Raw genomic sequence first — 10,923 nt, 5'->3', positions numbered from 1 at the left:
GGGCCGCCAGCCGCAGTACCGGGGTCAGGGCCGGGACCTGGGCGCCGTCCCGGGGGACGACGACCGACACGGCGGCGGCCACCGTGCCGTCCGGCCCGCGCACCGGGGCCGCCACCGACAGCGCGTCCGGGGTGACCTGCCGGTCGCTCACCGCGACCCCCGAGCGCCGTACCTCGGCCAGCATCCGCCGCAGCAGGGCCGGATCGGTGACCGTGTACGGGGTGAAGGAGGCGAGCGGGCCCGCGCAGTACTCCTCTCCTGGAGCCCGGGCCCGCTGTGCGCGAGCAGCGCGAGACCGACCCCGGTGGCGTGCAGCGGCCAGCGGGCGCCGACCCGGATGTGCACGCCGACCGCCGAGCGTCCCGACAGCCACTCCATGTAGACGACCTCGCTTCCGTCGCGCACCGCCGGCTGCACGTTCTCGTGCGTCGCCTCGTACAGGTCCTCCAGGTACGGCAGCGCGACCTGCCGCAGCGCGAGCGCCCGCGGGGCCGGCGCGGCGAGTTCCCACAGCCTCAGTCCGACGTGGTACCGCCCGGCCCCGTCCCGCTCCAGCGCGCCCCACCGGGTGAGGGCGTCCACCAGCCGGTGCGCGGTGGTCAGACCGAGCTCGGCCCGGCGGCTGATGTCCGTCAGGGGCAGCGCCGGATGCTCGTGGTCAAAGGCGGCGAGCACGGACAGCAGACGGTCGGGCGCGGAGCGGGCGGTCGTGGCCGGCTGTCTCCCGGTGCGTCGGGTCGGCGGGGAGCGGTGCGCGGCCGCCGGGCCGTCGTCCACGGTGTCCGCGCGAGCGGCGGGCCGCGGTGACCCCCGGGGCGGTCGCGCGGACACCGTAGCGCCCGGCCGGTCGGTCCGTGCCCTGTCGGTACGTGCGGGCGGTTGCCGCCGGCACGCACGCGCCCGACGGGATCGCGGCGCGCGCACCGTGCCGCGGCCGACGGGCGGGGCGCCGGGCGGGACGGTGGTCGGGCGGGGTGCCGGGCAGGACGGTGGTGCCGTGTGCGCGGAGGCGGCCGGGGCTCCGGTGGTGCGCCGCCGCGGGTGTGCCGTCGCCGTCGGGCAGCCGGGTGCCGGCCCCGCCCGGTGGTGGCGGTGGGGTGCGCCGGACCCGGGCGGCCCGCGCCGGGCGGCGGAGACGGGCCGGTGCGGCGGGCGCCGCGAGTAAGGTCGTCGGGGTGCCGGTCGACAGCACCCGGTCCGGGCCGGTGACCGGGCGGTGCCGCGGAAAGGTGCAGAGGTGAGGCTGACGATTCTGGGCGGCGGGGGATTCCGCGTGCCGCTGGTGTACGGGGCGCTGCTCGGGGACCGCGCCGAGGGGCGGGTGACCCGGGTCGTGCTGCACGACCGGGACGAGGGCCGACTGCGGGCGATCGCCCGTGTCCTGGCCGAGCAGGCCGCCTCGGTGCCCGACGCCCCCGAGGTCACGGCCACCACGGACCTCGACGAGGCGCTGCGCGGCGCCGACTTCGTCTTCTCCGCCATCCGCGTCGGCGGCCTGGAGGGCAGGGCGCACGACGAACGGATCGCGCTCGCCGAGGGGGTCCTCGGCCAGGAGACGGTCGGCGCGGGCGGCATCGCCTACGGTCTGCGCACCGTGCCCGTCGCCGTCGACATCGCCCGGCGGGTGGCCCGCCTCGCCCCCGACGCCTGGGTCATCAACTTCACCAACCCCGCCGGCCTGGTCACCGAGGCCATGTCCCGCCACCTCGGCGACCGCGTCATCGGCATCTGCGACTCACCGGTGGGCCTCGGCCGCCGCATCGCCCGGGTGCTCGGCGCGCACCCCGACGAGGCGTGGATCGACTACGCCGGCCTCAACCACCTCGGCTGGGTGCGCTCGGTGCGCGTCGCCGGCCGCGACGAGCTCCCGCGCCTGCTCGCCGACCCCGGACTGCTCGGTTCCTTCGAGGAGGGCAGGCTCTTCGGCGCCGACTGGCTGCGGTCGCTCGGCGCGATCCCCAACGAGTACCTGCACTACTACTACTTCCACCGTGAGGCCGTGCGCTCCTCCCGGCGGGCCGAGCGGACCCGGGGGGCCTTCCTGCTCGACCAGCAGGCCCGCTTCTACGCCGGGACGCGTGACCCCGGCACCTCCGCCCTGGACCTCTGGAACCGCACCCGCGCCGAACGCGAAGCCACCTACATGGCCGAGAACCGCGAGACCGCCGGCGCCGGGGACCGCGAGGAGGACGACCTGTCCGGCGGCTACGAGAAGGTGGCCCTCGCCCTGATGCGGGCCATCGCCCGCGACGAACGCACCACCCTGATCCTCAACGTCCGCAACCGCGGCACCCTTTCCCCGTTGGACGCGGAGGCCGTCGTCGAGGTCCCCTGCCGGGTGGACGCCGGCGGCGCGCACCCCGTCCCCACCGACCCGCTGCCCGATCACGCCACCGGCCTGGTGTGCGCCGTCAAGGCGGTCGAACGCGCGGTGCTCGCCGCCGCCGAGTCCGGTTCCCGTGCGACGGCGCTCAAGGCGTTCGCGCTGCACCCGCTCGTCGACTCCGTGAACGTGGCCCGCCGGCTCGTCGACGGCTACACCGCCGTCCACCCCGGCCTCGCCTACCTCACCTGATCCGCACGAGAGACCCCGGCGAGGCAGAGCACCCGCCTCGGGCCGGCCGGTCGCCCCCCGTGACAGCGACCGACCGACCCGAGTCCCCCGGTTCCCCCGTGCTTCCCCCGCCCCCCCCGGGCGGATTCCCCCGTTCTCCTACGCCGTTAAGAGCACGCGACCCGGCGCCTGATACACCCCACGCGAAAAATTCTCCGGAAAAAGTTCCGGCCCCGGCACGGCGGCCGTGCCGGGGCCCGTGCCGGAGCGGCGGCCCGCCGCGCCGCCGCACGGGACCGGTCCCCGTCCGCGGGACGGGCAGGGCCTCAGGCAGGTGCCCCGGCCGCGGTGTCCGCGGAGGAGGCGCTCAGCCGGCCCGGAGCGGCCGCCGTCCTCGGCTCCACGGGCGCCGCCGGGGCCGGTACGGCGTCCAGGGCGGCCGCGTCGGCGCGCTGCTGCGGCAACGACACGGGGCGCAGCGGACGCGGTCCGGACACCACCGTGTAGTCCTGGCCCAGGAACGGCGGCGCCATCTCGCCCGGGTCCTCCCCGAGCGCCATCCGCACAGCGGCCCACGGGACGTTCACCCCGCACAGCGACAGCTGGTGCAGACCGCCCGCCGGCCGGGTGTTGACGTCCATGAGCACGGGCCGCTCGCCGAGCATCCGGAACTGGATGTTGGACAAGTAGTGCAGACCGAAGCCCTCCGCGATCCGCCGGGCCGGCTCCAGCCACTGCTCGTGCAGCGTGAAGCCCCTGCGGCGGCCGTTCTTGGTGCGGCCGACCGCCAGCCGGATCCGGTTGTCGGGCCCGGTGAGGCAGTCCACCGACACCTCGGGCTGCTCCAGACGCGGCATCACCAGCCAGTCCACCGGTTCGTCCGCCCGCCGGACCGCGTCCAGCACCAGGTCGAGCGGCACGTACGGGCTCGGGAAGCCGCTCAGCTGGGTGAGCGAGAAGGGCGCCCGCGTGATCACGCGGAAGCCCACCCCTCCCGCGCCGGACGCCGGCTTGAGGCAGGCCCGGTGCCCCCGCCCCTCCAACTCCTCGACGGCCGCGACGAGTTCGTCGGCGGACCGGACCCGCCACCACGGCGGCACGGGCACCCCGATCGCCTGGACCGCCTCGTAGGCGATCACCTTGTCCCGGAAGACGGCCACCGCCTCGGGCGGCGGTGCCAGCAGCGCCGTACCGGCCGCCTCGAACTCGGCACGGTGCGCGACGATCGCCGCCTGGTGCAGCCGGGGCACGAACACGTCGATGCCGCGCCGCTCGCACTGGGCGAGCGCGTACTCGACATATGCCGCCGGGGACAGGCCCTCGGGTTCCAGTTCGGCGGTGTCGGCGGCGGCCAGCACGGGGGAGTCGGGGTCGCCGTGGGTGGCATGGATCTCGACGGCCCGGTCGCTGGGATTTCTCCTCAGCTGATCCATGAAGAACACGTTCTCCGCGTACGTGCGGTTGAGCCAGACGCGTACGCAAGAGACCATGCAGGCCGCCTTTCACGGTTCGCGGGCAGGGCTCGGCGGCCCGTTGCCCGGGCAGGACGTATGGAGGGTCACCGAACCGCCCCGTGCGAAGGGCATGTCATGGCGGTGGTGTCGGGCAGATCATACGGCTTCGGCGGGCGGTCCCGTGCCACGCGCGTGTTACGGCCGCGCCGGCGTCTTCGCCGCGCCACGCGCCCGCCGGAAGCCCCCGGACGGCGGTGCGCGCGACGGCGGTTCGCCCTTGTCCCGGCGGCACGGATGTGATCTCGTGGTGTCGTTCGTGACCGCTGAGGGGGGCGAGGGATGACGGCTGGGACCGGTGGCGGCGGACACCTGTGGGCCATCAGCGACCTGCACATCGGCTACGACGAGAACCGCGCCCTGGTCGAACGGATGCGGCCCGAGTCGGACGGGGACTGGCTGCTCGTGGCCGGTGACGTGGCGGAGACCGTGGAGGATATTCGCTGGGCCCTCAAGACCCTCTCCAGCCGGTTCGCCCGGGTCGTCTGGGTGCCCGGCAACCACGAGCTGTGGACCCACCCGAGCGACACCGTCACCCTGCGCGGTGCCGCCCGCTACGAGCACCTCGTCGAGCAGTGCCGCGAGCTGGGCGTGATCACGCCCGAGGACCCCTACCCGGTCTGGGACGGCCCCGGCGGCCCGGTGGCCGTCGTACCGCTGTTCCTGCTGTACGACTACTCGTTCCTGCCGGCCGGGTGCGCCACCAAGGACGAGGGACTGGCGTACGCGCACGGCACCGGCGTCGTCTGCACCGACGAGCACCTGCTGCACCCCGACCCGTACCCGAGCCGGGAGGCCTGGTGCCGGGCCCGGGTCGCCGAGACCGAACGCCGGCTCGCCGGACTGCCGGACGACCTTCCCCTCGTCCTCGTCAACCACTATCCGCTGCACCGGCACCCGACGGACGTCCTGTGGTACCCCGAGTTCGCCATGTGGTGCGGCACCACGCTGACCGACGACTGGCACCGCAGGTTCAACGTCCACACCATGGTCTACGGCCATCTCCACATCCCGCGGACCACATGGCAGGACGACGTCCGCTTCGAGGAGGTGTCGGTGGGCTACCCCCGCGAGTGGCGCAAACGGGAGCGACCGCCGGGCAGGCTGCGCCGGATCCTGCCGGGAAAGGACGGGGACCGGTGATCGAGGAACTGCTGCCGCAGACGGTCGTCGCCGTGGAGGCCTACGGCGACGACGGCACCGACGCCCCGCTGTATCCCGAGGAGGCGGCGCTGATGACGCGGGCGGTGCCCAAGCGCCGCCGGGAGTTCACCGCCGTACGCTCCTGCGCCCGCCGTGCCATGGAGAAGCTCGGCGTGCCCGCGCGGCCCGTGCTTCCCGGCGAGCGGGGGGCCCCGGTCTGGCCGGACGGGCTGATCGGCAGCATGACCCACTGCGAGGGCTACTGCGCCGCCGCTCTCGTCCGCGCCGCCGACCTGGCCTCCCTCGGCATCGACGCCGAGGTGCACGGGCCGCTGCCCGAGGGCGTCCTGGCCGCCGTCTCCCTGCCGGGGGAGGCGGCGCGGGTCGAGCGGCTGTCCGCGGAGCGGCCCGCGGTGCACTGGGACCGGCTGCTGTTCAGCGCCAAGGAGTCCGTCTACAAGGCGTGGTTCCCGCTCACCGGGAAGTGGCTGGACTTCCTGGAGGCCGACATCGAGTTCTTCGGCGACCCCGGCGAGCGGACGCGCGGCGGCTTCCGGGCGGCGCTCCTCGTCCCCGGCCCCCGGGTGGGCGACCGCCGCCTCGACCACTTCGACGGCCGCTGGACCACCGAGGGAGGACTGGTCGCGACGGCGGTCGCGGTACCGCACGGCTGACCGCACCGGGCCGCGGCGCGTGCGGCTCGGCCGGTCAGGGCTCGGGGCACCAGTCCCGCACCATGCGGAAGAACTCCTCCTCGTTGCCGGTCAGCCCCGCCCGGGCCAGGGCGGCCTCCGCCTCGGCGAGGACGGAGGGCGGCACGACCGAGGGCCTCGGGGCGTCCGGCGGGCCGGACTGCGCGTCGAAGGCGGCGCGCACCGTGTGCAGCAGCCGCAGATAGGCCTGGACGGCGGTGCGCTCGCGGTCGGTCAGTACGGCGGTGGGCATCGCTCGGCTCTCCCCGTGTCGTGGTCATGGGTCCCGCGCCCCGCACCGAGGGGGCGCACCTCCCAGCTTGCCGCCCACCACTGACAATCGGGTCCCGCCGCACGCCGCTTCGCCCACCCGGCGGAGACGGACGGCGAAGGGAAGCGGGGAAGGGGGGCCCGCGCGCCGGAGCACGGGATCGCCGCGCCCGCCCGCCGCGCCCGCGGACGCCGCCTCAGCCCTGGGGGCCCAGGTAGCCCAGTGACGCCTCGATCCGGCCCGCCAGGTGGTCCCGCTGCACCGGTCCCCGCAGCGACGAACCGGCGAGCCACGTCCGGCACTTGCTGGCGAGCAGCAGACCGAAGGCCTCGGCCTCCTTCTCCTCGGCGAGGTCGAAGCGGGTGCGCGCGGCGACCCTCAGGACGGTCGCCCGCAGGGTCTCCTCGTCGGTGTCCTCACCGAGTAAGCGCGTCGCGACCTCGGCGCCCTGGACATGACGGCCGCAGTGCCCGGCCTTCATGTGCCACAGCTCGTGGCCCAGGATCACCAGCTGGTGGTCGGGGGCCGTGCGTTCCTCGACCACGACGAGGTCCTGGTCCGCCATGTCGAGCCACAACCCGCTCGCGGTCCCCGGCGGGAACGCCGCCGTACGGAACTGCACGGGCCGGCCGCGGCGCCTGCTCATCGCGTCGCACAGGGCGGCGTACAGATCGGCGGGCCGCGCCGGGACGGGGAGCGTCAGCTCCGCCACCAACTCGCCGCACAGGCGGCGCATCTCCCTACCGATGCCCACGGCTCTCCCCGGTCACGACTCGGGCCGCTGGACGCTCTCCAGGAGCATGTCCAGCCACTCCGCGACCTTGTCGCGGTGCTGGTCGGTGGGCAGCTGCGCGGCCCGCCACGCGATCCCGCGCACCCCGTGATCCTGCAGCAGCCGCTCCAGCGGGTCGCCGGCCGCGGCGGCCGCCTCCCGCTCACGGTCCGCGAGCTTCTGCAGCAGTTCCTGCTCGGTGTGCTGGAGCGCGCTCGCGAGCGCTTCGGGGTCCTCGGCGGTGAGGAAACCGGCGTGCACCCGGAAGAACCGCTGGATGGCGTCGCAGTGCTCCATGGTGGGACGCCGGTCGCCGTTGATCAGGGCGCCGGCCTGCTGCCGGGACATGCCCGCGCCGTCGGCGATCTCCTGCTGCGTGTACCTGCGGCCGTTCGGCTTCAGACGGGTGCGGCGCAGCAGGTCCAGCCGCTGCACGAACCGGGCCTGGACATCGGGCTCGCCCGCGGGCCGGCCGCTCAGCAGTGCCTTGACCACGGGTTCCGGGACACCGGAGGCGGTGGACAGCCGACCGACGTCGAAGACCTCGGCGTGCGGTACGCCGAGCCGGTCGGCGAGTGCGGTGACGCGGGCGACGACGGCCGGCAGCGCGGTCGTCGGCGCGGTGCCCGGACCCTCGAAGCCACCCGTCACCGACAGATCTCCTACGTCTCTCACAGGCTTCTCACAAGCGGTTGCCCTGAACTTCACGGAGACTAGCCGGTGGTTCGAACTCACATCCAGGTCTCGCCACAACTGTGGCCAATTTCAGCCGTCAACCGGCATGAAATGCCACGATAGTTGACACGCCTCGCGTCGGGGCAGCAGGATCGGGGCGCCGCGTCAGGGCCGCACAGGCAAGAGGGGTGACCTCCCGATGGCATATCAGGCAGGAGGGCAGCGGCCGGCACCGCGGCCCGTCCCCGAGACTCCCGAGGCCCAGGCCTATCTGGCGGACTACGCCGCGCTCCTCGAAGCCGTCCCCTTCCCCTCCCTGGTGGTCGACCACCGCTGGGACGTACTGCTGACCAACCGTGCTTTCCGGACACTTTTTCGAGATGTCGGACCGCATCCGACGGCCCTGCCCACCGACAACTTCCTCCGGTTCGTCCTCTTCCACCCGGACGCCGCCACGGTGCTCGGCGACCACGAGTCCAGCTGGTGCCTGCCGATGCTGGCCCACTTCGCCAAGTCCGCCGAGCGGTACGGACACGACCACGGACTGCAGGCCATCCGCCGCGACATCGCCCAGGACCCGATCATGGAGGCCGCCTACCGGCACGGCCTGCCGCACTGGCTGAGGGCCGTCGGCGAGCAGGCCGCCGAACACGACGGCGCCGTACGGCCGCTGCTGCATCCCGACCCGCGCTGGGGCGCCACCGACTGCCGCATCGTCGCGGAGACCACCAGGACCCTCCAGGGCATGGACTGCACCCGGCTGACGCTGATCCTGCGGGAAGCGCGCCGTGCCCCCGCGAGGAACCGCGGGGTCCGTCGCACCGCCTCCCACCTCAGGGTGGTCCCGGCCGCCGACTGAGCGGCGCGCCCCGGGTGGGCGCACGCCCTCTTCCCCGCGTCTGTGCCATGTGACATGGTACTGGTGTGAGCGAGTCGCTGACCTGCGATGTCGTGGTGGTGGGCGCCGGGATGACGGGCGCCGCATGCGCTCTGTACGCGGCCCGGGCGGGCCTCGACGTGACCGTGGTGGACCGGGGCCCGGTGGCCGGCGGGACGACCGGCGCGGGGGAGGGGAACCTCCTCGTCTCCGACAAGGCACCCGGACCCGAGCTCGAACTGGCCCTGCTCTCCCACCGGTTGTGGGGCGAAGTCGCCCAGGAGCTCGGCAGGGCCGTCGAGTACGAACCCAAGGGCGGACTCGTCGTCGCCGGGACACCCGAGACGCTCGGCGTACTGCGCCGGTTCGCCGCAGGGCAGCGCGCGGACGGGGTGGCGGCCGCCCCGGTGCCCGCCGACCGGCTCCGTGACCTGGAGCCCCGCCTGGCGGCCGGTCTCGCGGGAGGCGTGCACTATCCGCAGGACGCCCAGGTGATGCCCGCCCTCGCGGCGGCCCACCTCCTGCGCGCCTCGGGGGCCCGGCTGCTCACCGGCCGGGAGGTGATCCGGGTGCTGCGCGGGGCCGACGGCACGGTGCGCGGGGTGCGCACGGACCGGGGCGATCTCCACGCCCCCGCGGTCGTCAACGCGGCCGGCCCCTGGGGCGGTGAACTGGCCGCCCGCGCCGGGGTGTTCCTGCCGGTCCTGCCCAGACGCGGCTTCGTCCTGGTCACCGAACCGCTGCCGCCCCGCATCCGGCACAAGGTGTACGCCGCCGACTACGTGGCCGACGTCGCCGACGACTCGGCGGCGCTGCGGACCTCCCCGGTGGTGGAGGGCACCGCCGCCGGGCCGGTCCTGATCGGCGCCAGCCGGGAGCGGGTCGGCTTCGACCGGTCCGTGTCGCTCCCGGCGGTGCGGGCCCTGGCCGCGGGGGCGACCCGGCTGTTCCCCTTCCTGTCCGGCGTACGGGTGATGCGGACGTACGCCGGCTTCCGGCCGTATCTGCCCGACCACCTGCCCGCGATCGGTCCCGACCCCCGGGCGCCCGGTCTACTCCACGCCTGCGGCCACGAGGGAGCGGGCATCGGGCTGGCCACCGGCACCGGCCGGCTGATCGCACGCGTGCTCACCGGACAGGCACCGGAGCTGGACCTCACGCCCTTCCGGCCCGACCGTTTCCCCCCGGAGCCCGAGGAGGCCGAGCGGTGAATCCACTGGAGTCGGCCGGAGCGCGGCCCGGTCCCGCCTTCACGGTCACGTTCGACGGACGGCCGCTTCGGGCGTTGCCCGGCCGGACGGTCGCCGCGGTGCTGTGGGCGGCGGGCATCACCTCCTGGCGCTCCACGCGGGGCGAGGCACGTCCGCGCGGGGTCTTCTGCGGAATCGGGGTGTGCTTCGACTGCCTGGTCACCGTGAACGGCCGGCCCAACCAACGGGCCTGTCTCGTCCCGGCGCGGCCGGGCGACGTGATCCGCACCCAGGAGGGGACGGGACATGCGCGCTGACCTCGCGGTGATCGGCGCGGGCCCGGCGGGACTCGCCGCGTCCCTCGCGGCGGCCGCGCGCGGCGTACGGGTCGCCCTCGTCGACGCGGCGGCGGAGCCGGGCGGGCAGTACTACCGCCGGCCCGCCGCCGGACTCCGCGCGCAGCGGCCCCAGGCGCTGCACCACCGGTGGCGTACCTGGACCCGGCTGCGGGACGGGCTCGCCGCGAGCGGGGTGCGCCGGCTGACGGACCACCACGTGTGGTGCGTGGAGCGCCGGCCGGACGGCCTGACCGTGCACGCGCTGCTCGGGCCGGAGCAGGAGGAACCGGTCGAGGTGCACGCCCGCGCCGTGCTCCTGGCCACCGGCGGACACGAGGTCGTGCTGCCCTTCCCCGGCTGGACCCTCCCCGGTGTCGTCACCGCGGGCGGGGCCCAGGCCCTGCTCAAGGGCGGGCTCGTGGTACCGGGCCGGACCGCCGTCGTCGCCGGGACCGGGCCGCTGCTGCTGCCGGTCGCGACCGGGCTCGCGGCGGCGGGCGTGTCGGTCGCCGCGCTGGTGGAGTCCGCGGACCCACGGCGCCTGGTGCGGTACGCCGGGCCGCTCGCCGGCAAGCTTCCGGAGGGCGCCCGGTACGCGGCCGGACTGCTGCGGCACCGCGTGCCGTTCCTCGCCCGCCACACCGTCGTCCGCGCCCACGGCGACGAGCGGCTGACCGGCGTCACCGTCGCCGCGCTCGACGCGCACGGCCGGCTCCGGCCCGGCACCGAGCGGCACCTGCCCTGCGACACGCTCGCCGTCGGGCACGGCATGGTCCCGCACACCGACCTCGCCGAGGGCCTCGGCTGCCGGCTCGACGGACTCACCGTGGCCGTCGACGAGGAACAGCGCACCGACGTACCCGGCGTGTGGGCCGCGGGCGAGGCCACCGGCATCGGCGG

The 10,923-nt window shown here is 75.1% G+C and carries 11 protein-coding genes and 1 pseudogene; 7 read left to right on the top strand and 5 right to left on the bottom strand.

Going from position 1 to position 10,923, the window contains the following annotated elements:
• Window positions 1-684: pseudogene (locus tag RIM90_RS25495) on the bottom strand (IclR family transcriptional regulator); the annotation flags it as partial.
• Window positions 685-1,237: 553 nt separating this feature from the next.
• Here RIM90_RS25495 and RIM90_RS25490 point away from each other — a divergent pair.
• On the top strand, window positions 1,238-2,575 hold the full coding sequence (locus RIM90_RS25490) for a 6-phospho-beta-glucosidase (RefSeq protein ID WP_309063095.1): 1,338 nt from the start codon (window positions 1,238-1,240) through the stop codon (window positions 2,573-2,575).
• 305 nt (window positions 2,576-2,880) lie between these two features.
• On the opposite strand, the gene RIM90_RS25485 is transcribed toward RIM90_RS25490, so the two are convergent.
• A complete protein-coding gene (locus RIM90_RS25485; RefSeq protein WP_309063094.1) occupies window positions 2,881-4,044 on the bottom strand; it encodes an ATP-grasp domain-containing protein in 1,164 nt (387 codons plus the stop codon).
• A gap of 303 nt (window positions 4,045-4,347) precedes the next feature.
• Between RIM90_RS25485 and RIM90_RS25480 the strand changes: the two genes are divergently transcribed.
• Window positions 4,348-5,208: a metallophosphoesterase gene (locus RIM90_RS25480; protein WP_309063093.1), complete on the top strand. Its 861-nt coding sequence runs from the start codon at window positions 4,348-4,350 to the stop codon at window positions 5,206-5,208.
• Entirely contained in the window at window positions 5,205-5,882 is a 678-nt protein-coding gene (locus tag RIM90_RS25475; RefSeq protein WP_309063092.1) for a 4'-phosphopantetheinyl transferase superfamily protein, read from the top strand. Before RIM90_RS25480 ends, RIM90_RS25475 begins: the two co-directional genes overlap by 4 nt.
• 34 nt (window positions 5,883-5,916) lie before the next feature.
• On the opposite strand, the gene RIM90_RS25470 is transcribed toward RIM90_RS25475, so the two are convergent.
• The 3 genes from RIM90_RS25470 to RIM90_RS25460 form a co-directional block, all read right to left on the bottom strand.
• The gene (locus RIM90_RS25470; protein WP_309063091.1) at window positions 5,917-6,153 is read right to left on the bottom strand and encodes a hypothetical protein; all 237 of its coding nucleotides are present in this window, start codon (window positions 6,151-6,153) and stop codon (window positions 5,917-5,919) included.
• Window positions 6,154-6,367: 214 nt separating this feature from the next.
• Complete coding sequence (locus tag RIM90_RS25465) at window positions 6,368-6,907, bottom strand: toxin-antitoxin system, toxin component (RefSeq protein WP_309063099.1); 540 nt, start codon at window positions 6,905-6,907, stop codon at window positions 6,368-6,370.
• 30 nt (window positions 6,908-6,937) lie between these two features.
• On the bottom strand, window positions 6,938-7,594 hold the full coding sequence (locus tag RIM90_RS25460; RefSeq protein WP_309063090.1) for a helix-turn-helix transcriptional regulator: 657 nt from the start codon (window positions 7,592-7,594) through the stop codon (window positions 6,938-6,940).
• Between the two features lie 223 nt (window positions 7,595-7,817).
• Between RIM90_RS25460 and RIM90_RS25455 the strand changes: the two genes are divergently transcribed.
• From RIM90_RS25455 to RIM90_RS25440, 4 genes are all read left to right on the top strand, one after another.
• Complete coding sequence (locus RIM90_RS25455) at window positions 7,818-8,477, top strand: hypothetical protein (RefSeq protein WP_309063089.1); 660 nt, start codon at window positions 7,818-7,820, stop codon at window positions 8,475-8,477.
• Between the two features lie 65 nt (window positions 8,478-8,542).
• Window positions 8,543-9,706, top strand: coding sequence for an FAD-binding oxidoreductase (locus tag RIM90_RS25450; RefSeq protein ID WP_309063088.1), 1,164 nt, complete (start codon window positions 8,543-8,545; stop codon window positions 9,704-9,706).
• The gene (locus tag RIM90_RS25445; RefSeq protein ID WP_309063087.1) at window positions 9,703-10,002 is read left to right on the top strand and encodes a (2Fe-2S)-binding protein; all 300 of its coding nucleotides are present in this window, start codon (window positions 9,703-9,705) and stop codon (window positions 10,000-10,002) included. Before RIM90_RS25450 ends, RIM90_RS25445 begins: the two co-directional genes overlap by 4 nt.
• Window positions 9,992-10,923 (top strand): FAD-dependent oxidoreductase (locus RIM90_RS25440; RefSeq protein WP_309063086.1); only part of this gene is annotated, 932 nt, incomplete at its 3' end. The genes RIM90_RS25445 and RIM90_RS25440, both read left to right, overlap by 11 nt.

It is taken from the genome of Streptomyces sp. (genome assembly GCF_031181555.1).
In the GTDB taxonomy this organism is placed as follows: domain Bacteria; phylum Actinomycetota; class Actinomycetes; order Streptomycetales; family Streptomycetaceae; genus Streptomyces; species Streptomyces fimbriatus.
Note: the sequence above shows the minus strand (reverse complement) of the source record. Positions and strands in the feature narration are given on the sequence as shown.

What these genes read in the sequence shown, in the direction of transcription:
- RIM90_RS25485 (WP_309063094.1), bottom strand. Translation starts at nt 4,044, where the DNA reads ATGGTCTCTTGCGTACGCGTCTGGCTCAACCGCACGTACGCGGAGAAC.
- RIM90_RS25480 (WP_309063093.1), top strand. Translation starts at nt 4,348, where the DNA reads ATGACGGCTGGGACCGGTGGCGGCGGACACCTGTGGGCCATCAGCGAC.
- RIM90_RS25470 (WP_309063091.1), bottom strand. Translation starts at nt 6,153, where the DNA reads ATGCCCACCGCCGTACTGACCGACCGCGAGCGCACCGCCGTCCAGGCC.
- RIM90_RS25465 (WP_309063099.1), bottom strand. Translation starts at nt 6,907, where the DNA reads ATGCGCCGCCTGTGCGGCGAGTTGGTGGCGGAGCTGACGCTCCCCGTC.
- RIM90_RS25455 (WP_309063089.1), top strand. Translation starts at nt 7,818, where the DNA reads ATGGCATATCAGGCAGGAGGGCAGCGGCCGGCACCGCGGCCCGTCCCC.